Source organism: Corynebacterium sp. UMB6689 (genome assembly GCF_030215295.1).
Classification (GTDB): Bacteria; Actinomycetota; Actinomycetes; order Mycobacteriales; family Mycobacteriaceae; genus Corynebacterium; species Corynebacterium aurimucosum.
The window spans coordinates 134,218-156,577 of the sequence record NZ_JASOLS010000001.1 but is presented as its reverse complement, the minus strand read 5'-3'; the positions used below and the strand labels follow the sequence as shown (position 1 = coordinate 156,577).

21 protein-coding genes are annotated in these 22,360 nt (G+C 62.0%); 16 read left to right on the top strand and 5 right to left on the bottom strand.

Annotated features, from left to right (window positions below):
* Positions 1 to 23 precede the first annotated feature (23 nt).
* From murG to QP363_RS00685, 10 genes are all read left to right on the top strand, one after another.
* The gene (gene murG / locus QP363_RS00730) at positions 24 to 1,109 is read left to right on the top strand and encodes an undecaprenyldiphospho-muramoylpentapeptide beta-N-acetylglucosaminyltransferase (RefSeq protein WP_070729779.1); all 1,086 of its coding nucleotides are present in this window, start codon (positions 24 to 26) and stop codon (positions 1,107 to 1,109) included.
* A 38-nt stretch (positions 1,110 to 1,147) separates the two neighbouring features.
* Positions 1,148 to 2,638 (top strand): UDP-N-acetylmuramate--L-alanine ligase, encoded by a 1,491-nt coding sequence (murC, locus tag QP363_RS00725; protein ID WP_201827792.1) that lies wholly within the window; start codon positions 1,148 to 1,150, stop codon positions 2,636 to 2,638.
* Positions 2,631 to 3,290 carry a cell division protein FtsQ/DivIB gene (locus QP363_RS00720; protein WP_083276441.1) on the top strand — a complete coding sequence of 220 codons (660 nt, stop codon included), beginning with the start codon at positions 2,631 to 2,633 and terminating at the stop codon, positions 3,288 to 3,290. Before murC ends, QP363_RS00720 begins: the two co-directional genes overlap by 8 nt.
* 206 nt (positions 3,291 to 3,496) lie before the next feature.
* Positions 3,497 to 4,861, top strand: coding sequence for a cell division protein FtsZ (ftsZ, locus tag QP363_RS00715; RefSeq protein WP_070445299.1), 1,365 nt, complete (start codon positions 3,497 to 3,499; stop codon positions 4,859 to 4,861).
* 24 nt (positions 4,862 to 4,885) lie between these two features.
* A complete protein-coding gene (gene pgeF / locus QP363_RS00710) occupies positions 4,886 to 5,626 on the top strand; it encodes a peptidoglycan editing factor PgeF (protein WP_070719483.1) in 741 nt (246 codons plus the stop codon).
* Positions 5,626 to 6,336 carry a YggS family pyridoxal phosphate-dependent enzyme gene (locus tag QP363_RS00705; protein WP_284761958.1) on the top strand — a complete coding sequence of 237 codons (711 nt, stop codon included), beginning with the start codon at positions 5,626 to 5,628 and terminating at the stop codon, positions 6,334 to 6,336. The genes pgeF and QP363_RS00705 overlap by 1 nt, the downstream gene beginning before the upstream one ends.
* A gap of 69 nt (positions 6,337 to 6,405) precedes the next feature.
* A complete protein-coding gene (locus tag QP363_RS00700; protein ID WP_012715146.1) occupies positions 6,406 to 6,828 on the top strand; it encodes a cell division protein SepF in 423 nt (140 codons plus the stop codon).
* A gap of 227 nt (positions 6,829 to 7,055) precedes the next feature.
* Positions 7,056 to 7,367, top strand: coding sequence for a YggT family protein (locus QP363_RS00695; protein WP_284761957.1), 312 nt, complete (start codon positions 7,056 to 7,058; stop codon positions 7,365 to 7,367).
* A 168-nt stretch (positions 7,368 to 7,535) separates the two neighbouring features.
* Positions 7,536 to 8,666: a DivIVA domain-containing protein gene (locus QP363_RS00690; RefSeq protein WP_284761956.1), complete on the top strand. Its 1,131-nt coding sequence runs from the start codon at positions 7,536 to 7,538 to the stop codon at positions 8,664 to 8,666.
* Between the two features lie 120 nt (positions 8,667 to 8,786).
* Positions 8,787 to 8,957, top strand: a complete 171-nt coding sequence (locus tag QP363_RS00685) for a hypothetical protein (RefSeq protein WP_284761955.1) — start codon at positions 8,787 to 8,789, stop codon at positions 8,955 to 8,957.
* 116 nt (positions 8,958 to 9,073) lie between these two features.
* Here the strand turns inward: QP363_RS00685 and QP363_RS00680 are convergent, their stop codons facing one another.
* On the bottom strand, positions 9,074 to 10,147 hold the full coding sequence (locus tag QP363_RS00680; protein WP_284761954.1) for an HNH endonuclease signature motif containing protein: 1,074 nt from the start codon (positions 10,145 to 10,147) through the stop codon (positions 9,074 to 9,076).
* A gap of 363 nt (positions 10,148 to 10,510) precedes the next feature.
* Between QP363_RS00680 and ileS the strand changes: the two genes are divergently transcribed.
* Positions 10,511 to 13,708: an isoleucine--tRNA ligase gene (gene ileS / locus QP363_RS00675; RefSeq protein WP_284761953.1), complete on the top strand. Its 3,198-nt coding sequence runs from the start codon at positions 10,511 to 10,513 to the stop codon at positions 13,706 to 13,708.
* 190 nt (positions 13,709 to 13,898) lie between these two features.
* Here ileS and QP363_RS00670 read toward each other — a convergent pair whose 3' ends face one another.
* Positions 13,899 to 15,083: an MFS transporter gene (locus tag QP363_RS00670; protein WP_336620725.1), complete on the bottom strand. Its 1,185-nt coding sequence runs from the start codon at positions 15,081 to 15,083 to the stop codon at positions 13,899 to 13,901.
* A gap of 182 nt (positions 15,084 to 15,265) precedes the next feature.
* Positions 15,266 to 15,907: a GntR family transcriptional regulator gene (locus tag QP363_RS00665; RefSeq protein ID WP_070719478.1), complete on the bottom strand. Its 642-nt coding sequence runs from the start codon at positions 15,905 to 15,907 to the stop codon at positions 15,266 to 15,268.
* Positions 15,908 to 16,057: 150 nt separating this feature from the next.
* Here QP363_RS00665 and QP363_RS00660 point away from each other — a divergent pair, with 150 nt between their 5' ends.
* Positions 16,058 to 17,494 (top strand): DNA polymerase IV, encoded by a 1,437-nt coding sequence (locus tag QP363_RS00660; RefSeq protein WP_284761951.1) that lies wholly within the window; start codon positions 16,058 to 16,060, stop codon positions 17,492 to 17,494.
* 22 nt (positions 17,495 to 17,516) lie between these two features.
* On the opposite strand, the gene QP363_RS00655 is transcribed toward QP363_RS00660, so the two are convergent.
* Positions 17,517 to 18,452, bottom strand: coding sequence for an asparaginase (locus tag QP363_RS00655; protein WP_284761950.1), 936 nt, complete (start codon positions 18,450 to 18,452; stop codon positions 17,517 to 17,519).
* 106 nt (positions 18,453 to 18,558) lie between these two features.
* On the opposite strand from QP363_RS00655, the gene QP363_RS00650 reads away from it, so the two are divergent.
* Positions 18,559 to 19,203 (top strand): hypothetical protein, encoded by a 645-nt coding sequence (locus QP363_RS00650; protein ID WP_070729797.1) that lies wholly within the window; start codon positions 18,559 to 18,561, stop codon positions 19,201 to 19,203.
* 130 nt (positions 19,204 to 19,333) lie between these two features.
* Here QP363_RS00650 and QP363_RS00645 read toward each other — a convergent pair whose 3' ends face one another.
* Positions 19,334 to 20,281, bottom strand: coding sequence for a DUF6263 family protein (locus QP363_RS00645; RefSeq protein ID WP_284761949.1), 948 nt, complete (start codon positions 20,279 to 20,281; stop codon positions 19,334 to 19,336).
* Between the two features lie 32 nt (positions 20,282 to 20,313).
* Between QP363_RS00645 and lspA the strand changes: the two genes are divergently transcribed.
* Genes lspA through QP363_RS00630 form a run of 3 tightly spaced genes read left to right on the top strand, consistent with a single transcriptional unit; the run spans position 20,314 to position 22,348 of the window.
* A complete protein-coding gene (lspA, locus tag QP363_RS00640; protein ID WP_284761948.1) occupies positions 20,314 to 20,829 on the top strand; it encodes a signal peptidase II in 516 nt (171 codons plus the stop codon).
* Complete coding sequence (locus QP363_RS00635) at positions 20,829 to 21,752, top strand: RluA family pseudouridine synthase (protein WP_070445351.1); 924 nt, start codon at positions 20,829 to 20,831, stop codon at positions 21,750 to 21,752. The genes lspA and QP363_RS00635 overlap by 1 nt, the downstream gene beginning before the upstream one ends.
* Positions 21,749 to 22,348: a hypothetical protein gene (locus QP363_RS00630; protein ID WP_284761947.1), complete on the top strand. Its 600-nt coding sequence runs from the start codon at positions 21,749 to 21,751 to the stop codon at positions 22,346 to 22,348. The genes QP363_RS00635 and QP363_RS00630 overlap by 4 nt, the downstream gene beginning before the upstream one ends.
* The last annotated feature ends 12 nt before the right edge of the window (positions 22,349 to 22,360 follow it).

Below are 22,360 nucleotides of genomic sequence, written 5' to 3'. Positions count from 1 at the left end.
GCGGCGCTGGTAGCGTGTAGTGCATGAATGACACGCCGATTTCCGTCGTCATCGCAGGTGGCGGCACCGCCGGACACATCGAACCAGCGCTCGCGGTGGGGGAGGAGCTGCGCCAGCGCCATGGCGCGCGGGTGACCGCTCTAGGAACCCCACGAGGTTTGGAAAGTGATATCGTGCCGGCGCGTGGCGTCGATTTGCGCATGATTACGCCGGTCCCAGTCCCACGCAAGATCAACGCCGATGCCGCGAAGCTGCCGTGGCGGGTCCTCAAGTCTGTCCGGGAAACCCGCGCGGTTCTGAAGGACGTCGGGGCCAATGTGGTTTTTGGTACTGGAGGATACGTCGCTGCGCCGGCCTATCTGGCGGCGAAGTCTCTGGGTATCCCGTTCTTCGTGCTCGAGACGAACGCTCTGGCCGGCATGGCCAACAAGCTGGGGGTCCGCCTCGGTGGCACGGGCATCAACGCGCAGGAACGCTCAGGTATGCCCGGTGAGGTCCTGGGAATTCCCGTGCGGCCGGGAATGGGTGAGGATCCCGACGGCGCAAAGGCGGCGGCTGCGCGCCAGAACTGGAACCTCGACGCGCATCGCCCGACAATCGTGGTGACCGGCGGTTCACAGGGAGCAGTGAGCATCAACACTGCCGTGGCCGGCGCGCTCGATGACCTGTGCCGAGACTTCCAAGTGCTGCACGCCTATGGCAAAAAGAACGAGGCACCGGCTGAGCACGAGCACTACACCGCGGTGCCCTATATCGATGACATGGCTGGCGCTCTGGCCGTTGCTGACCTCATGATCTGCCGTTCCGGAGCGATGACGGTGGCAGAGGTCTCCGCGGCCGGTCTGCCCGCACTCTATGTGCCGCTGCCGCACGGCAATGGCGAGCAGGCTCTGAACTCGCGCGCGCTGGTGGAATCCGGCGCCGCGGTCCAAGTTCCGGACGCCGAATTGACCTCGGAGCGCCTCGTTGCCGAAGTTCGCGCTATCCTTGACCACCCCGAAACTTTGACGGCCATGCGTACTGCCGCTGACGCCAGCACAGCCGGCGAGGTTGCAGCTATCATCGCTGACCGCATCGCGCAGCGTGTCGCCGCCGAGAACCGCGGCTAGACGCACAGTACAGGTTAATGAAAGAAGGATTTTTCACCATGACTGATACCCCTGCCACCACGGACCTGTCCCGCGTCCACTTCGTCGGTATCGGCGGCTCCGGCATGTCCGGTCTCGCACGCATTCTGGTTAGTCGGGGCGCGGTCGTCACCGGCTCGGACGTTAAGAAATCGACGGCTGTCGACGTCCTCCGCGCGATGGGTGCGCACATCGCCATCGGCCATGCCGCTGAAAATCTTGACCTGGCTGGTGATAAGCCAACCGTGGTCGTGACTTCCTTCGCCGCCATCCCACACGACAATCCCGAGCTCACTGCTGCGCGCGAGGCCGGAATCCCGGTCATACGCCGTTCAGATCTGCTGGCTGAGCTGATGTACGGCCACCGCCAGGTCCTGCTGGCTGGTACTCATGGAAAAACTTCGACTACCTCCATGGCGGTGTCCGCGCTGCAGCAGGCGGGCCTCGACCCCTCCTTCGCCATCGGTGGCCAGCTCAACCGTGCCGGAACCAACGCGCACGGCGGCACGGGTGATGCTTTCGTTGCAGAAGCCGATGAATCCGATGCTTCACTACTGCGCTACAGCCCCTACGTGGCGGTGATTACCAATATCGAGCCGGATCACCTGGATTATTTCGGCACCGCGGAAAGCTACTTTCAGGTCTTCGATGATTTTGCAGACCGCGTTGTTGAGGGCGGCTACTTGGTAGTTTGCCTTGAAGACGCTCAGGCGGCCGCTACCGGCGAACGCGCAGCACAGCGTGGTATTCAGGTGCTGGGTTACGGCGCACGCAGTGTGGTAGGCGAAGAGTCTTCCGTGCCCCTCGCAGCGGAGATTCTGGAGGAAACCGTCTCCGCCGCCGGCGCGCACGTCCGCGTTCGCTTGGCCCTGCCGGGGCAGGTGCCGCAGGAGTTGTCTTATGACTTGCACGTCCCCGGGCATCACATGGTGCTCAATTCGGCGGCCGCGCTGTTGGCCGGCACGCTGGCCGGCGGAGACCCAGCGGAACTGGCCGCGGGCCTGACCGACTTTACGGGCGTGCGCCGCCGCTTCGAGTACCGCGGCAGCGAGCGCGGAATCCGCGTCTTCGACGATTATGCGCACCACCCTACGGAGGTATCCGCGGTACTTAACGCGGCCCGTGCGAAGGCGGATGCGGAGGATGAGGGGGCGCGTGTTATCGCCTGCTTCCAGCCGCATCTGTACTCCCGGACAATGAAGTTCGACGCAGAGTTTGCTCAGGCCTTGGCGCTTGCCGACGCCGCCGTCGTCCTCGACATCTACGGAGCCCGCGAGCAACCGGTTGAAGGAATTACCTCCCGCATCATCACCGATAAGATGCCGGAGGACATGCCGGTCATCTTCGAACCCGATTTCTCCGAAGCCGCTGGCGATGTCATTTCCCTGGCACAGCCCGGTGATATCGTCCTCACGATTGGTGCGGGCACGGTTACCTACGTAGCCGGTGAGATTTTGTCCGAGCTGGGACGCAACGATGAGGCGGAAGAGCCGAAGGAACCGAATGTCTAAAAAGACTGGGGCGCTCGCGGTGGGCGTGGTGCTACTTGTAGCGGTCATCGCTGCAGCCGCAGTGTGGCTTTTTCCTATCCTCACGGTGAAATCCTTCGAGGTGGTGGGAAACGATCACGTTGCTGCTGAGGATGTGGAGCAAGCTAGTGGTGTCGCCAAGGGCTCGAACCTTGCGCGCTTGGATGCTCGCGAGGCCGCGCAGGGCGTGGCGTCGCTCCCGTGGGTAGAAAGCGCGACGGTATCGCGGGCATTCCCGTCGACGGTGCACATTGAGATCACCGAACATGAGGCAGTGGCCTTTGTTCGCAATGGTGGCACGACGGTGTTGGTAGATAATCACGGTAAGGAATTTGTGGAAGATGAAGCACCACCCGAGGCCGTGGAGCTGACCGGTAGCACAGACTCCGGCTCCCCAGAGATGCAGGCGGCCGTCGAGGCCGTTGCAGCCCTCCCCGCGCCGATTCGGGAGAAGGTGACGACCCTCGAGATCGCAGACAGGTATTCGCTGACTTTCCACACAAAGGATGAGAAAACCATCTTTTGGGGGGCATCCGAAGACAATAAAAACAAGGCGATTGCTTTCGAAGATGTGCTCAAGCTTGAGGGCGAATCCTGGAACATTTCTAACCCGTCGCTGGTGACTCGCCGCTAGGGGCGTCGCGAGTGGGACGGGTGGGGCGCTTGTTAAGAAAACCGCATGTCAGCAACCCTAAAGTAGAGGTTGAGGGTACCGACACGCGGCAAAATGTGCGCCGAAATTACCCCATTGTCGTTAAAGATGGATGTAACCGCCTCTCACGAAAAGAGGCGCCTCCTCGTTTACATTAAAACCTTATTCGAAAGGCAAGAGACCCTCGTATGATCTCATCTAGCAACAATCTCGCGGACATCAAGGTCGTCGGCGTCGGCGGCGGCGGTGTCAACGCTGTCAACCGCATGATCGAAGAAGGGCTCAAGGGAGTCCAGTTCGTGGCGATCAACACCGATTCCCAGGCGCTGATTTTCTCGGATGCGGATACCAAGCTCGACATCGGACGCGAGGCCACCCGCGGCCTCGGCGCCGGCGCTAACCCGGAGGTAGGAAAGACCTCCGCGGAGGATCACAAGACCGAAATCGAAGACGCCCTCCAGGGCTCCGACATGGTCTTCGTCACCGCTGGCGAGGGCGGCGGAACCGGTACCGGCGCAGCCCCTGTCGTTGCCTCCATCGCAAAGAAGATGGGCGCTCTGACCGTCGGTGTCGTTACCCGCCCGTTCAAGTTCGAGGGCGCGCGCCGCACCCGTCAGGCCATGGCCGGCATCGAAGAGCTGCGCGAGGTCTGCGATACCCTCATCGTTATTCCGAATGATCGCCTCATGCAGCTGGGCGGCGAGGAGCTGTCTATCGTCGAAGCCTTCCGCGCCGCCGACGAAGTCCTGCACAATGGTGTGCAGGGTATTACCAACCTCATCACCATCCCGGGCATGATCAACGTCGACTTTGCGGACGTTCGCTCCGTCATGTCCGACGCAGGTTCCGCCCTCATGGGCATCGGTTTTGCTCGCGGGGATAACCGCGCGCTCAACGCTGCTGAGCAGGCCATTAACTCCCCGCTGCTGGAGTCCACCATGGAGGGCGCCAAGGGCGTTCTGCTGTCTATCGCTGGTGGCTCCGACCTGGGCCTCCACGAAGTCAACGCGGCTGCCTCCATGGTGGAGGAGCGTGCCGACGAGGACGCCAACATCATCTTCGGCACCATCATCGATGACAACCTTGGAGACGAAGTCCGCGTTACCATCATCGCCACCGGCTTCGACGCGCAGGCCAATATGACCTCCCAGCCGGCGCAGTCTGGCCAGGCACAGCAGCAAGGTTCGGAGGCTACCCCGGCCGCACGCCCGGGTTCCCTCTTCGAGAACCGTGCTGAAGCACAGCCTGAGAGCCCCGCCGCGCCGCGCACCGAGGCCCCGCGCGAAGAGTACACCCGTGCCGAGCCGCAGCGAGCTGAGTCCCAGCGCATCGGCCGCGAGGAGTACACCCCGCGCCACTCCTACGAGCGCGAGCAGCCGGCTGAGCCAGCCCCGTCGAGCGGACTGTTTACCACCTCGGATCGCTTCCGTGGCGAAGAGTACCGCCGTGGTGCCGATGACGAGTACCGCCTCTCGCGCCCCGCTGAGCGCAACAGCCGTGACTTCGATGACGATGGCGACGACGATCTCGACGTGCCGTCCTTCATGCGCTAGTCCCAGCCAGCTACTCTGGAGTGCATGCCAGTAAACGAGGAAGCACACGCAGCACGACGCCCCGTCCGCATGGTGTTTACAACCCGTGCTGGCGGGGCGTCGTCGTCCCCCTATGACTCTTTCAACTTAGGCGATCACGTCGGCGATGACCCCGCCGCTGTGGCCGCCAATCGCGAGAGACTTCTCCGAGCAACGGGATTAGAGGACATCGTGTGGATGGAGCAGCTGCACACCAATACCGTGACGGTCGTGGGCGCCGAACACCGCGGGGCGAAGGAGCCCGTGCCGGCCACCGATGCGGTGGTGACCACCGAAAAACGCCTGGGGTTGGGCGTGCTCGTGGCTGATTGCACGCCGGTGCTGCTTGTCGACGTCTCCGCGGGCGTCATCGGTGCCGCCCACGCCGGGCGTCTGGGCGCGCGCAATGGAATCGTTCGGAACACGGTCAACGCGATGATTGAGCTGGGGGCTACCCCTTCGTCGATCCAGGTGCTTATGGGGCCGGCCGCTTCTGGGCGTAACTATGAGGTTCCGGAGCAGATGGCGGAGGACGTCGAGAAGCACCTGCCCGGCTCCAAGACCCGCACGGCGTCGGGTACCTGGGGCGTCGACGTGCGCGCCGGTGTGATTCGCCAGCTGATGGGCATGGGAGTCACGGCCATTGAGTCGGACCCACGCTGCACGATTGAGGACACAGATTTCTTTTCATATCGCCGCGAGGGCGTTACTGGACGCCAAGCCGGCGTGATTTGGTTGGAGGATTAATGACTAATAACAACACCGCGCGCCGCGAAGAATTGCGGGCCGGCCTGGCGCGCACCCGTTCGGATATTCACCGCTTTGCTGAGGCCGCTGGCCGCCCCGCCCCGCAGCTGCTGCCTGTGACGAAGTTTCACCCGGCCGAAGACATCGCGCTGCTAGCGGAGCTAGGGGTAACGGATGTGGCAGAAAATCGCGAGCAGGAGGCCCGCGCCAAGGCGGAGGTCTTGCCCGAGATGCGGTTCCACATGATCGGCCAAGTACAGACCAAGAAGGCGAACCACGTGGCCCGGTGGGCGCATAGTGTTCACTCGCTTGACTCAGAAAAACTCGCCAGAGCACTCGACCGCGGCGTGGCTCTTGCCCAGGAGCGCGGCCAGCGTGAGGGCACGCTTCCGGTCTATATTCAGGTCTCCGCCGACGGTGATACCGCGCGTGGTGGCTGTCCGCTAGAGGGTGTATCCGCTCTGGTGGATCTGGTCGAAGATCTGGAGAACCTGCAGCTGTGTGGCTTCATGGTGGTTCCACCGCTGGAGAGCGATCCGGCGGAGGTTTTCACCCAGGTGAGGGCGCTGACGGATGAGGTGGCGGCCAAGCTTGGGCGAGACCTGAAAATGTCCGCCGGAATGAGCGCTGACATGGAGCCGGCGATTGCATCTGGAACAGATGTCGTGCGTGTCGGAACCGGAATTATGGGAGAGCGCCCGCTAGGTTAATTGTCATTGTAAAAGTGCATTACAAGACAGCAAATGAACAGCACACACTAGGTCAGAGGGAGACCCAGAATGTCACTGATTGATAGGACTAAAGAGTTCTTCGGGCTAGGCCCGATGGACATGGACGCCGACGATGCTTATTACGCAGATGAGCGCGCTTATAGCGCTCCGGCGTATGCGCCTTCCTACGAGAAGCAGGAAGAGGAATTTGTCCCGACTATCGTGGCGCTGTCGCTCGTTTCCTTCGACGATGCAGCGAAGGTTGGCGGCCCCTTCCGTGACGGTGATGCAGTGGTCTTCGAGCTCACTGACGCTGATCGCGGCTCCGCAAAGCGCTTCGTTGACTTCGCTGCTGGCCTCTGCTTTGCACTGGAAGGCCGCATGAAGAACCTGACGAAGGGCGTGGACACCAGCCGTAAGGTTTTCGCTATCGTGCCGAAGGGTGCCGATATCTCCACTGTTGAGCTCGAGCGTGCAGCGCACCTGCGCTAAAGGCTTCGCGCTTTAACCGCTTCAGCGCCTTTTCTCCCCTGTGTTGGCTAAGGGGGAGGGGGCGATGGGGCGGTTTGTTGGTTTTCTCGCTATTTCCCTAGCGGTCTAAGCGGAGCGGTATTCTCGGCGGCGGTGCGGCTGCCGCGGTGCCATCTCTGTTCGCCGAGGGCGAACCCTCGGGCAGGGGAGTACCGTCTACGGGGGTGGTTCGGATAGGCTCGGGCACTGTGAATGCTTTAGGTTCAATTCTGCTCGTCGCCGTGAGTCTTTACTCGTGGGTTTTGTTGGCGCGCATCGTCATCGAGATGATTCAGTCTTTCTCGCGCCAATTCAATCCGCCCCGCTGGTTCATGATGGTTGCCGAGGTGCTCTTCGTCGTCACTGACCCGCCAGTTAAGGCGCTGCGTAAGGTTATTCCGCCGCTGCAGCTAGGAGGCATTGCGCTCGACGTTTCCATCATCGTTTTGTTCCTGCTTTTGTCCATCCTTTCGCAACTTATTGGCTGGCTATTTTTCAGCGCCAATGGGCTTGCAATGTAATAAACGGGTGTATTAAACCCTCCTGTTAACGTTGAGACTCGTGCCAGCGTTAGATAATGTGTTGATTCGGATACAATGAGTTACCACAATCCGTATTATTAACCGCATATGTACCCGGCCTCTGGACCCTCTAGAGGTTTGACCGATTCGTAAGGGGAAGAGAAGTCAATGCCACTGTCACCAGCTGATGTACACAACGTCGCTTTCAGCAAGCCGCCAATTGGCAAGCGTGGCTACAACGAGGATGAGGTCGATCAGTTCCTCGACCTCGTTGAGGATGCTCTTGCTCAGCTGCAGGATGAGAACGATGATCTCCACGCCCAGGTTGAGGAACTGAAGTCTCAGGCTCCGGCTCCCGCTGCTGGCGGCGCTTCTGCCGCAAAGGTCGATGAGGCCGCCGTACGTAAGGAAGTCGAGTCCAAGCTGCGCGCCGAGTACGAAGCAAAGCTGGCTGACTCCAAGAACGAGATTGCCAAGGCCAAGGAAGAGACCAAGCGTGCGCAGGAGCAGGCGAAGGCCGCTCAGGCACAGTCCGCCCAGGCACCGGCTGCTCAGGCACAGGACAACTCCGCGGAGCTTAAGACTGCTCGCGAAGAAGCTGCTGCCGCCAAGCGCGAGCTCGAGGCCTCCAAGAAGGAGCTGGAGCGCACCAAGAAGGAGCTGGAGTCCGTAAAGAAGAACTCGGCTGCTTCCACCACTGCCTCTTCCGCCGCTGCTGTGGCTGGTGCAGGCGCTGCTCAGTCCAACGAACAGGGCCTCGCCACCCCGGATACCCACATGCAGGCCGCCCGCGTGCTGGGTCTCGCTCAGGAGATGGCGGACCGTCTTACCAGTGAGGCTAAGGCTGATTCCGAGTCCATGCTCGCTGAGGCTCGTACGGCTGCAGAGAAGCAGCTTGCCGACGCCGACTCGCACTCCAAGGCCCAGCTTGCTGACGCCCAGAAGCGCTACGATGCACAGCTGCAGGAAGCTGATACCCGCTCCAAGAAGCTGGTGGCGGATGCCGAGAACAAGGCAAAGCAGACTGAGTCTGACGCAACGTCCCGCGCTGAGGCACAGATTCGCCAGGCTGAGGAGAAGGCAGCTGCCCTGCAGGCAGATGCCGAGAAGAAGCACACCGAGGTTATGAACACGGTCAAGCAGCAGCAGACCGCTCTGGAGGCTCGCATTTCCGAGCTGCGTACCTTCGAGCGCGAGTACCGTACCCGCCTCAAGACCCTGCTGCAGTCTCAGCTTGAGGAGCTGGAGTCCCGCGGCACCGCTGCTCCTAACGGTGAAGCCGGCAAGTCCAACAATTAATCAGTGAATGAACGGCGTCCCTGCGGGGGCGCCGTTATTCTTTTATGTAGGTATACGTTTGTAGGTATACATTCTTTGTAAAGCACAGAGCCCTTAGTCATTGGTGGGGAAGGAGCACGTATGCTTATCGGCGCATTGCTGTTGGCCTTTGTTGCTTTCTTGGCCTTCGTGAACTACATCCTCACTGCCACTGAGTGGTCTTTGTATCTGCTCTTCGCCTCCGCCGGGGTGGGCATTGTCCTGTTCATCGCAGACACCGTGATCAAAATCCGCCGCAGGCACGACGAGTAGCCCGGTCTCGTAGAAAACCTGTAGCGCGCGTATCTCAAGCACGACGAGTAGCCCTCGGCCCAGTAATAGTTCTGGGTGGAGGGCTGCTTGTGCTAAGACTCCTAGTTGTGTAGCTTCTAGTCGTTTCTTTCCGGGGTGCCGAATAACCCGGGAGGAGCTTGCAACGGCGTGGGCGGTGGGGGAGGGCCGTGAGTCCTTTTCGCTTTACCCCCGACCCGAGCCATGCGGCCACGGCCCGGCGGCGCATTCGGGTCGTCTTGGTTCACCGCGTTGTGATAGGGGCAGAGCATCACCAAGTTTTCTTGGTTGGTGTACCCGCCGTTCTTCCACGCGATGAGATGGTGAACCTGGCATTCATCGGCCGGTTTCATGCACTTATCCCACGCGCAGACTGGGAACTCGGCCATACCCATAATGCGTTGCTTGATGCTGGCCGAGCGCTCCTCGTAGTAGAGGTTGACCGGTCCGTGATAGGGGTGGAAAAGGGTTGCGAGTGCGCCTTCTTTATCGATCTCATCGGCGATGACTTTGTTGAGGTATTCCGCGCCGGTCATCGTGGCACCATTGGTCATTTGGAGGGTGATTTCCTCGCCGTCACCGTTAAGAATCTTCGTCATGGCGTCCAGTGGTACGAGGATATTAGTCTGCAGACCGCGGCGCGGGGCGGCGCCTTTGAAGAAGGCCTCGCGGATGGACTCGAGGGGGCGTTCGCGGTCGATGGCGTCGCTAAGCTCTGCAATCAGGTGCGAGGGACCTGTTATCGCCATCGTCCACGGTGCATTGCGGCGGCGGTAAACAGCCACGCCCTCTTTCGGCGTGGATGGTGCCGAGTGCTCCTTGAGCTTCTTTTTCGCCAGTGTTTCCATCGCGAGGGTATCGGCGCTCGTCCGGCAGAGTTCTAGACGCAGTTTCCAGCCCAGTGCTTGGGTTTTGGCTTTGCGGGCATAGCGGTCGATGACCTCCAGTGTCGGTAGAGAGTGGCCGCGTTGGCGCGCAGCTTTCACCGCGTCGCGTTGCATCCGCGTCATGGAGGTCTTGCCAAAGAAGCTCGTGTGCAAGCGCACCAATTGCGCCGCGGTTTTGTCTGGGGAGCCGACAGCGATGAGGTCTGCTTCAGACATGCCTTCGCACCCGGCGACGACATCGATGCCGGCCCCGAGTGCGTTGAGGAAAGTCTGTAGCGCGTTCATATTTGTGGAGCTTAAAGCACCTTATGACCTGCGCGCATTAGAAAAAATGTTCCTGTGGAAAACCTTATCTCAGGTGCCTCTTTTATGTACTGGCGTTTCTATTTTGAGGCTTTCGGGAACCTGGGCCTGTGAAAACTTGACCGCCTCGCTATACTTTTAGGCATATGCAGTGAGCCGGCTATCACCGGGGAGCATTCCGGAAGAACGTGCTTTGCGCTTAGCGGAGCATTATTAGAACCGGGCGGGTAGGGACCGTCATCTCCTTCACATCAACGAAGCGGGGCGCCTCGGTGCCCAAGCGGGGTGGTACCGCGAGCCGCAAGGCGCGTCCCCGCCACAGCGAACGAGTGAAGGAATTTTTAGATGAGTAATAACCCCGCGAACGTCGGCAGTGTTTATCCCAAAGTCGATATGACTGCTGGGTCTTCCCGTTTCCCCGATATGGAGCAGGAAGTCCAGAAGTACTGGAAGGGCGACGACACCTTTAAAGCCAGCCTCGAGCAAACCGAGGGCTGCCCCGAGTACGTCTTTTATGATGGCCCTCCGTTTGCCAACGGCCTGCCGCACTACGGTCACCTGTTGACCGGTTACGTCAAGGACATCGTCCCGCGCTACCGCACCATGGCCGGCAACCACGTCCCGCGCGTCTTCGGCTGGGACACCCACGGTCTGCCGGCGGAGCTGGAGGCAGAAAAACAGCTCGGCATCACCGATAAGGCCCAGATCGAGGAGATGGGCTTGGAGAAGTTCAACGAGTACTGCGCCAAGTCCGTCCTTGAGTACACCGATGAGTGGGAAGAGTACGTTAACCGCCAGGCCCGCTGGGTGGACTTCGAGAACGGTTACAAGACCATGGACTTGAACTACATGGAGTCCGTGATGTGGGCGTTTAAGGAGCTCTATGACAAGGGCCTGATCTACCAGGGCTTTAGGGTTCTGCCGTATTCCTGGGCTGAGCACACCTCGCTGTCGAACCAGGAGACGCGCCTGGATGATTCCTACAAGATGCGCCAGGACCCGACCCTGACGGTAACCTTCCCGGTAGCTGGCGCTGTGGAGGGAAGCGCAGCGCAGAAGACGTTGGCGGATAACGCCGAGCTTGCCGATGCCTCCTTCCTCGCCTGGACCACCACCCCCTGGACCCTGCCGTCCAACCTGGCGCTGGCGGTCCACCCGGAGGTCGACTACGTCTTGTTCAAGGCCACCGAGGGCAACTTTGCTGGTCGCACCTTCATCATGGCCGAAGCGCTCACCGGCACCCTGGCCAAGGAGCTGGGTGAGGCGGAAGTTCTCAAGACGTTCAAGGGCGCTGAGCTAGAGGGCTTCAAGTACCAGCCCATCTTCGATTTCTTCCCGGATGTCGAGAACGCCTACCAGCTGCTGCTCGCAGATTACGTCACCACCGAGGACGGTACCGGCGTGGTTCACCAGGCTCCGGCCTTCGGTGAGGACGATATGCTCACCTGCCAGAAGTATGGAGTGGGCCTGGTCATCCCGGTGGATGAGGACGGTAAGTTCACCTCGCAGGTGCCACCCTACGAGGGCCAGCTGGTCTTCGACGCTAACAAGCCCATCATCAAGGACCTGAAGGAAGCTGGCCGCGTGGTGCGCCACGTGACCATCGAGCACTCCTACCCGCACTCCTGGCGCTCTGGCGAGCCGCTCATCTACATGGCTCTGCCAGCATGGTTCGTCAAGGTGACCGAGTTCCGTGACCGCATGGTGGAGCTCAACCACAACGAGATCGAGTGGCTGCCGGAGCACATCCGCGACGGCCAGTTCGGCAAGTGGCTGGAGGGCGCTCGTGATTGGAACATCTCCCGTACCCGCTACTGGGGCGCTCCGATCCCGGCGTGGATCTCCGATGACCCGGAGTACCCGCGCGTGGATGTCTACGGCTCTCTGGATGAGCTGGAGCGTGACTTCGGCGTGCGTCCTACCAGCCTGCACCGCCCGCACATCGATGAGCTGACCCGCCCGAACCCGGATGATCCGACGGGCAAGTCCACGATGCGCCGCGTGCCGGATGTGTTGGATTGCTGGTTTGAGTCTGGTTCCATGCCCTTCGCACAGAAGCACTACCCGTTTGAGAACAAGGAGTGGTTTGAGAGCCACTCGCCGTCGGACTTCATCGTGGAGTACTCCGGCCAGACCCGCGGCTGGTTCTACGTCATGCATGCGCTGTCCACCGCGCTCTTTGACCGCCCGGCCTACAAGAAGGTTGTGGCCCACGGCATCGTTCTGGGCAATGACGGCCTGAAGATGTCCAAGTCCAAGGGTAATTACCCGAACGTCAACGAGGTCTTTGACCGCGATGGTTCGGATGCCATGCGCTGGTTCCTCATGTCCTCGCCGATCTTGCGCGGTGGCAACCTCATCGTCACCGAGCAGGGCATCCGTGAGGGCGTGCGCCAGGCCATCCTGCCGATCTGGAATGCCTACACCTTCCTGCAGCTCTACGCTTCCCAGGACGCGACGTTCGATGTCAGCTCCACCAACGTTCTGGACCGCTACATCTTGGCCAAGACGCATGACTTGGTGAAGAACACGAATGATGCGCTGGCGAATACCGATATTGCTACGGCAACCGAGGAGGTTCGTCTCTTCGCGGATGCCTTGACCAACTGGTACGTGCGCCGCTCCCGCGACCGCTTCTGGGAGGGCGAGGAGACCCACGCGGAGGCCTTCAACACCCTGTACACGGTCCTGGAGACGGTCTCTCGCGTGGTGGCTCCGTTGCTGCCGCACGTGGCTGAGGTCATCTACCGCGGCCTGACCGGTGAGCGCTCTGTGCACTTGGCTTCCTACCCGAAGGCCGAGGACTACCCGGCTGACGCGGACCTGGTGGCCGCCATGGATGCCACCCGCGCGGTGGCTTCGGCGGCGTCGTCTGTGCGCAAGTCCAATAAGCTGCGCAACCGCCTGCCGCTGCCGAAGCTGACCGTGGCGATGCCGGATTCGGCTCGCTTGGCCGACTTTAAGGACATCATCCGCGATGAGGTCAACGTTAAGGACGTTGAGCTGACCGATGACGTCGATGAGGTTGGCACCTTCGAGGTGGTCTGCAACGCCAAGGTGGCGGGCCCGCGCTTGGGCAAGGACGTACAGCGCGCCATCAAGAACCTGAAGGCGGGCAACTACGAGCGTGACGGCGAGGAGGTTATCGTTGACGGCGACATCCGCTTGACCCCGGATGAGTACACGGAACGTCTCAAGGCTGCGAACCCGGAGTCCACGGCGCGCGTGGACGGCGTGGATGGCTTGGTGGTATTGGATACCAACGTCACCGAAGAGCTGGAGGCTGAGGGCTGGGCGGCGGATGTCATCCGTGGTCTGCAGGATGCCCGCAAGGCCGAGGACTTCGTGGTCACCGACCGCATCACCGTGGTCCTGTCTGTCCCGGCGGAGAAGGAAGAGTGGGCCAACCGGCACCGCGAGCATATCGCGGCGGAGGTGCTCGCTGTCGACTTCGCTGTGACGACCGAGGCTCTCGCGCCTAGTGCTGGCCAGAACGTCCATGATGTTCTTAAGGGCGTGACCGCCACGGTGGCTAAGGCCTAAGGCGACAACAGCGACGTAAACGGTCGAAGGAAAGCTCCGCTTCCTGGATGTGGGAGGCGGAGCTTTTTGCGTCTGTGCACAGGAAGCGAAGGGCGGCCTAAGGAAGGACGCCGTGGTTACGGGATGTTCGGGAGATTGCCCTGAGTGTAGGGGTGTCTCGGGAAGACGCAGTGATTGTGGGGGGTCTGCGCTAGCGGCGGGTGCCGGGCAGGTGCGCGCGCCAGGCAAGGATGACGTTGATGAGGCAGACTAGCGCCAAGAAGCTGCCGATACTGAACAACGCGGTGAAACCTATGTAGGGTGCAAGCGCGCTGAAGGCCATGGGGATGAAGAAGCCGGTGTAGGAAATGGAGTAGTACACGGCGGTCAGGCCGGCGAGCTCGCGCTCGCCCGCGATGCGCTGGACTTCAGACAAGCCGGCGACGAGAGCTAGGCCGTATCCCGCACCCATCGTCGCAGCGGCTGCGATGCCGAGCGGGAGGGAGAGCGAATGAGCGGCGAAGGCCCCGAGGATGGCGCCGACGGTGATGACGAACATGGCCAGCGCTGAGGCGCGTGCAGACTGATGGGTATCCACCAGACGGCCCAACACCTGGACGGCGACACCGCAGCCGAGGGTGATGACAGTCATCAGGCCGGAGAAAGCGATAGGGGCATCACCTGCCGAATCGGACAAGAGCTGTGGCAGCAGCGCATAGGCTGCTCCCGCGCAACCGAATACCCACGGGGCCACGGGGACGACGACGCGCAGGAAACGCTTGTGAGCAACGGCTGGGATATGCAGCATCTCCAGCATGTCGCGCACCCGAAGCTCCAAGACTGTGGTCTTGACGTCGCCCCGGCTGGGCTGGCGGGTCTCCGGGGTATGCAGGATCCACACGGCGGTCAGTAACGTAAGCAACATGTGGAGGATATAAGCCGTGTGGGTCGGCCACGGTCCCCACTGGGCGAGTACCGAAGCGATACCTGCGCCCACGAGGAAGCCTGCGGTCAAGCACAAGGACGCTTTGCGGGCGCCTGCCGCCGGGTTCCCGCCAGCACGCGTGATGAGCTCTGTAATCCACGTTGAGCCCACGGCCATGACCAAACCCAAAGCCATGCCGCACAGGACACGCCCCAGCGCAATGATGAGTGGCTCGTTGGGGGCGATGGACAGCAAGAAAGAGCCCGCCAGAGACAGTGGTGCCGCGGGGAGCAGCAGGGGGCGGCGGCCAAGCAGATCGGACAGTGGGCCGCCAATCAGCAGGGCGGGGATAATACCTACGACATAGGCGGCGAGGAGCCCATTGACCGTAACCTGGGAAAAATTGGAGGTCTCGCGATACATCACCAGCAGCGGGGTGAACTCGTTTCCTCCCCACGCCACGGCAATCATTGAGCCAGCGACGGGGTACCACGCACGCTTTGGGAGCGGCGCTTCGAGGGAGCGGATGGGCGACCCTGTGCAGGCAGAGCTTTCAGTGCCTTCAGAGCTTTCGGTAGTGGTGTCGGCTTCTGTACAGGCGTCGGTTTGGGTAGCGGGCGCCTCGACAGCAGGGTTCGAATGCGCGGAGACAGTCACAGTTGTTTCCTTGAGGAGTTGAGGTGGGAATGGAGTTCGGTCAGGTAGGAGTCGATGTCGCCGGTGCGGAGGGCGTCGGCAAGCACTGCGTGCTGGGCCACGAAGGCGCGGGCCTTCTCAACGCTGCGGCCGATGGCGGTGGCGGTAAAACGCTGTTGGCGCTCGCGCAGCGTGTGGCCGAGGTGCGCCAGCAGGCGGTTGCCGCCGTTGTCCATGATGGTTTGGTGAAACTTAGCGTCTAGTTGGGTATAGGTGCCCAGATCGCCAGCGTCGAGGGCGGCATTCTGTTCCTCGATGGTGGCATCGAGGACATCGGCAATGAGTTCACGTTCCTCGGGGGATAGCCCGCAGATGTGGCGCGCAGAGTTCTCGTCCACGAGGAGACGGGCCTCGTAGACCTCTCGGATCTCGCGGGGGCTAATCGGCACGACCAACGCGCCACGTTTGGGGTAGAGCTTCAAAAAGCCTTCCACCTCCAAGCGGAGGAAAGCCTCACGCACCGGGGTTCGGCTCATCCCTAGCTCGGCGGCTAGGGCGGCTTCGGAGAGCATGTCCGAGTCATCGACCTCATCATCGATGATGCGGCTCTTGAGGTGCTCATAGGCCCTTTCTGCGGCAGGTACCTTGTCTTTTTGCATGTATACATGATGCATGCAAGCGGGGTTTGGTGTCTAGCGCCAAGCGCCAATCGTGGGGCATAGATCACTTATGCCGCGCATGAGAGCTAGTTCTCTTTGCCTGCCTAGGGCTTCCTTGTGGATGCGAATATATGTTTTAGACTTGTAGTTATGCAGCGCTGGGTTCTTCACATCGACATGGATGCGTTCTATGCCTCGGTGGAACAGCTGACTCGGCCCACCCTGCGCGGTCGTCCGGTGCTTGTGGGAGGGACGTCCGGCCGCGGGGTCGTCGCGGGTGCTTCCTATGAGGCGCGCGCTTATGGCGCGCATTCCGCCATGCCCATGTTCCGCGCGCAGCAGCTCGTGGGTTTTCGTGCCGTGGTGGTGCAACCTCGCCGAGCAGTCTATTCGGCGGCCTCGCGCCGGGTATTTGAGATCATTGCGGAGCACGCTGGGGTCATCGAGCAGCTTTCCATCGACGAGGCCTTCATGGAACCTGAGGCACTAGTCGGTGCGTCAGCCGACGAGGTTCGTGAGTGGGCAGAGAACCTGCGCCGCGTGATTCGAGCGGAGACGGGCCTTCCCAGCTCTATTGGTGCGGGTGCGGGAAAGCAGAGCGCGAAGATCGCCTCGGGGGAGGCCAAACCGGACGGCACCTTCGTTGTTCCACGAGAGCGCTTCGAGGAGCTCATTCACCCGCTGCCGGTGGGAAAGCTGTGGGGTGCGGGGCCGGTCACCCAGCAGAAGCTTGCCGCCATCGGAGTGGAGACTATCGGCCAGCTGGCCGCAATGAGCCGCAAGGAAGTCGAGATTTCGCTCGGCGGTGTGGTGGGTGTGCAGTTGTGGGAGCTTGCCCAAGGGATTGATGAGCGTCCAGTTGCCCCGCGCGCGATTGCCAAACAAATCTCCACCGAGTTCACCTATCCCACCGATCTGCGCACGGCGGCAGAGGTAGATGCGGCGCTGATTCGCGCGGCGCATGGCGCTCATTCCCGTTTGTTGAAGGATGGTCGCGGCGCGCGCACGGTGACGGTGAAGCTGCGGATGGCGGACTTTCACATCGAGTCACGCTCAGCCACCTTGCCCTATGCGACAGATGATCTGAAGGTGCTCGAAGCCAAAGCGCTGAGTTTAGCGCGCTACCCGGAAGAACTCGGTCCTATCAGGCTGGTGGGCGTGAGCTACTCAGGGTTGGAGGAGGCCCGCCAAGACGTGCTCTTTCCGGAACTAGACCGTGAGATCGTGCGCCAGGACCCAGACACGGACTATGAAACCGGGGTCAGCGATTATCTGCCGGGCAGCACGTCCACCCCAGTCGATGTCTCCTCCACTGCAGATTCCGAGGAATCGCCGAGCCGCAAATGGCGTGCTACTCAGGACGTTTATCACCCCGACTTCGGCCACGGTTGGATTCAGGGTGCGGGCCACGGAGTGGTCAGCGTGCGCTTTGAAACCCGCGCTACGGGCCCGGGGTTTGTGCGCTCCTTCGCCGCTGAGGATGAAGAGCTCCGCCCAGCCGATCCGCTGGACTCCTTGGCCTGGGAGGACGTCCTGCCGGACAATGATGCCGAGCTTGACGGTGACGTCGCCCCCGAGGGGGCGTAGAGGCCCCACCACGCGAGGACAATTAGCCCGCGGTATAGGCCGTGCTGGTTGGTGCCTTACTAAACATCTCTGCCACCGGCGTGCCTGTAGCAAGTGCCGCAGCAAGCATAATGCGGGCCTGCCCGGCGCGGAATCCGCCGGCGGCCACCGCGCCCATCTCGCCCAAGGTGGCGCCACCGCCAGCGCCGCCATAGGCCAGCTTGGTATTCCCGTAGGGAGTTCGGGTGCTGATCACCACGGGCACGCCCGCCTGCAGCGCGCGGGTCACCCCGGCACCCATCTCCGCGCCCATGTTTCCCGAACCCATCGCCTCGATGACGAGGCCGGAGGCGTGTTTAAGGGAGGCGTCGACAAGCTCGGCTGATGCCCCCGGGTAGGCCGCGATGATCTCAACGGGGTGATTGGCCAAGGGCGCTAGGGGGAGGGGCGCTAAGGTGGAGTCTCCCACCGGCAATTCCTCAAAGCCGTTGAACTGCGAAGTATGCCACTTGCGCGCACCGCGCCCAGGGATAGTCTTGCCGCCGAACTGCACCCACACGCCCGGCTTGCCGGAGCGCAGAAGCCCATAGGCCTCGCGCAGGTTGCGCGGGCCATCACCGGCCGGGTGGTCGAAGGCGCGCTGGGCGCCGGTGAGCACGATAGGGCCATCGCCCAAGTCAAAAAGGGACAAGGCCAGCGCGGTTTCCTCCATGGAATCGGTGCCGTGCGTGATGAGGACGCCGTCGATGTCTGGGCGGGAGAGCTGTTCGCGAACGCACAACAGGAGCTCATCGAGGTCGGCCAACGTAATTGAGCTGGAATCTAGCGCGCGGAATTCCACCACCTCAATGTCGTGCGTGCCGCCGTCAGTGCCCAGAGAAGCGGCCAGTTGCTGGCCGCTAACGGTGGGGACTAGGGAACCGTCACGGACCGTCGTACAAGCGATGGTGCCACCGGTGGCGATGAGGGCAAAGGTCATGCCAGCAGGCTACTACAGCCACGCACCTGCGCGGGAAACCCAGGGCTGGGTTCACGGACGCTAAAGTAAAAAGGATAAACCACGATCCCCTACGTGAGGAGTATTTGTGAAATCCTTCAAGCTGAGCGCCGCCGTCCTGGCTCTGGGCGCCGCGACTGCCCTGTCCGCCTGCTCGTCTTCTGAGGATGCTGCGAGCGAGAGCAGCACCGCCGCCAAGCCTTCGGGTGAAACCTCCGCCTCGCAGGTTGTCTCCACCGAGATGCCCACTGTGGAGCAGCTCAACGAGATTCTGTCCAAGGCCGCGGACCCGAACCTTCCCCAGGAAGAGAAGGTGCAGCTGGTCCAGGGTAGCGAGACGGCGCCGGAGCTTTTCGACGTCATGTCGCAGTCCCAGGCCGAGTCCGGTGCCACCTTCGAGGTCGTGGCCCCGGTCATTCCGGGCCTCGTGCCGGATTCCGCGCTGGCGACCGTCCACATCAATACCCCGGATGGTCAGCAGCAGACCGCCGACCAGGTGGAGTTCATCAACGAGAGTGGTACATGGAAGCTGTCTAAGACCTGGGCTTGTGTTTTGGTCACCAACATCGTCCCGCCGGAAGAGGTTCCGGAGATGTGCGCCGATTCCGTGCCGGAAGACGCAGCGGCGCCTGCCGACGCCCCCGCTGAAGGCGAGGAAGTGCCAGCCGAGCAGGCCCCTGCCGAGGTGCCTGCAGAGGACGCTGAGGCTCCCGCTGAGGCCCCAGCTCAGTAAGCTCGGCCGACAAAAACCTCAGCGCCCACCACCCACTGGCTCTTCTGCCAGTCAGGTGGTGGGCGCTGTGTTGTCTGGAAACCCGTGACGCGGCTGCCGCGTGCAGCGGCATAGGCGCTGAGCGCGCTAGCTAGTCGGTTGTGAACTCCATTTCGGTGGCGCTGGTCTGCACCACGCGAAGATCGGAGCCTTCCGCACCATAAGAAATGGCGGTGGTCACAGAGACATCGCCGGCGGTGGGAAGCGGCTTGGTCAGATCAACTGTGACCGAGCCTTCCGAGGTGGAGGTGTGATCGAGCACCTTGAGTTCTTTGCCCTGCAGTTCCTCGGGGGCGTCGGCACCGTCAAAGGACAGCGCGCCCAGGGAAGGACGCTGCTCCACCTTGACGCTGAGGGTGGCGGTATCCCCGTCCAGCTTGTCCAAGGTATATGTCGTGGTTTGCAGCAGCGTGGATTCGCCAGTGACGCGCGATTCCACCATCCATGTCGCGCCGGGGCCGATTTCCTCATCTGGGAAGACGATGGGCAGGGAGGTCAGGCTGGTGATAGCGCGCTCGACTGTGCTGCGGGCCTGATCGGTTGCTGCCTGAGGGGCCGCTAGGCGCAGAGAATTCATCTGTCCGGTATCCGTACCACGCCACCCAAACTGGAAACCCTCGGCGGAGGAGACATCCGTGCCGTCAGCCTCGGGCTTGCCCACGGTGACGAAGGCGTTGCGGCTCGCCGGAAGCTGGCCTTCGACGTTCTCGGTGGCAGCTTCCACCGAAGCCTGCAGCGGAAGAGTGACCGTATCCTCGGTCGCCGGCGAAGGGGCAGCGCTGCCATCTTTGCGCAGCTGCTGGTCGAAACCCGTGGCGACCTCATAGGTCAGCTCCTGCGTGGCATCGAGATCCTTGTACACCAGGACACGGCCGGCGCCGTCACCCGGTTCTAGGAGGGTAACGCGCGGGGCGTCGAGGGCCAAGCCGACCGGTTCTTCGACTGGCTTGGACGGCTGGGAATAGGAACAGCCGGCGAGCGCGCCGCTTACTCCTAGGACGGTGGCGGACAGGACTGCTAGAGCTCTCACACGAAACACGCATTCCAAATTACCGGATGAGCCTGTTTAGAATGGAACGGGTGAAAGCAAGGAGTTATATCGGAGTGATGGTTGCGGTGGTGCTCGGTGTGGCCGCCGTCGACCAAGCCGTGAAGGCGCTGATGCTGTCCATCCTCACCGAAGGTGAAGCCTTACCGGTGTTCGGTGACTGGTTCCGCTTCTACCTTTTGTTTAACCCCGGCGCTGCCTTCTCCATGGGAGGGGAGGGCTCGACGTGGCTGTTTACCACAATCCAATTGGCCTTCATCGTTGGCGTGGCCATCGCCGCTCCGCGTATCCACGACAAGTGGCAGGCCATCGGGCTGGCAATGATCGCTGGCGGCGCGCTGGGCAATTTCATCGACCGTCTGGTCCGTGAGCCAGGGGTCTGGTTCGGCCACGTCGTGGATTATATCTCCGTGGGCAGCTTCGCCGTGTTCAATATCGCGGACGCGGCAATCACCTGTGGCGTGGTGGTTTTCATCATCGCGATGTTCTACTCAGAGATGAATGAGAAGTCGGAAGAGCAGGAAGCGGGGGGAGTGTAATGCGCGAAAGCCGTAGGTTGCCGGTACCCGAGGGCCTCGATGGCATGCGCGTGGACGCTGCCTTGGCCAAGCTCCTGGGTATTTCCCGCGCCCGAGTGGCCCAGTTGTGCACGGCGGGTGACGTGGAAATCGACGGCGAGGCAGTGGGCAAGTCCGAGCGCTTAAACGCCGGCGGGTGGATCGACGTCATGATGCCGGCGCCTGAGGAACCACTTGTCCCCAAGGAGGAGCTGGTGGAGGGCATGGATGTCCTCTATGTCGACGAGGACGTCATCTGTGTGTTCAAACCGGTGGGGGTGGCCGCGCACCCGACGTTGGGCTGGGATGGCCCCACCGTCATTGGCGGGCTGCGGGCGGCGGGCTATGCGCTTGCCGACGCCGGCCCTACCGAACGCAAGGGCATTGTCCACCGCCTCGACGTGGGAACCTCCGGCGTCATGGTGGTGGCCGCCAGTGAGCGTGCCTACTCCCAACTCAAGAACGCCTTCCGCGAGCGCACCGTGAAGAAGACCTATCACGCCGTGGTCCAAGGCTTGCCGGATCCCATCGTGGGGACCATTGATGCACCCATTGGCCGTCATCCTTCGGCGGGCTGGAAATTTGGGGTCGTCGATGACGGCAAACCGGCGGTGACACATTACAAGCTGCTGGAGGCCTTCCGCGAGGCTAGCCTCCTCGAAGTTCATTTGGAGACCGGCCGAACCCACCAGATCCGCGTCCACATGTCCGCCACCGGGCATCCCTGTGTGGGTGATCCGATGTATGGCTGTGACCCGAACCTGGCCAAGCGCGTGGGGCTTAACCGCCAGTGGCTGCATGCGGTAAAGCTCGGATTTACCCACCCGGGTACTGGCAGGTGGTTTGAATGCACCGCACCTTATCCCGAGGACCTGAAGCACGCCGTGGAGGTTTTGCGCGGATGAGCCCGCAGCGGAGCACGCGCCAGCGCATCTATCGGCGCCGCCGGGCCGCGGCGCTGGTGCTGTTGGCGGTGCTGGCGCTGGTGGTGGTTCTCGCTTTCGGCCTCCTTGGCGCCCAGCCCCGCACGGCGCTGCAAGGAGACCAGCTGGGGCCGGATGGAACCGAGACTGCTGCTGAATATCGCGAACGCGCGGAGGCCTCACTAGCGCAGGCGGACGAGCCAGCCTATGCCCTGGTGGGTTTTAGCGAGGCGCTGAGCGCACAGGAGGTCTCCGATGCGCTGAGACCAATCCAGCGCATGGATGCCATCGTGATCGGGCTGGCCGCCCCCATTGCAGTTCCCGAACCTGTCACTGGCGCCACGCGCGTCGACGTCCTCGATACCGTCCTGTCCCGCGTGTCCGACCATGCCCGTGACATAGGGGAGGAGGCACCATCGGAGGTCGACGCCGTCGTGGTGTATTCCGATGGGAGTCAGTTGCGCGCCCTCGCCTCCGACCCACGGGTCGATACCGTGGAGGTCGCGCCCGAGGATGCCGCATGGGGCTCCTTCGGCGTGCGCCCGCCCGCCAACGTCGGACAGAATGAGAACCGCTAGAACAGCTACCGA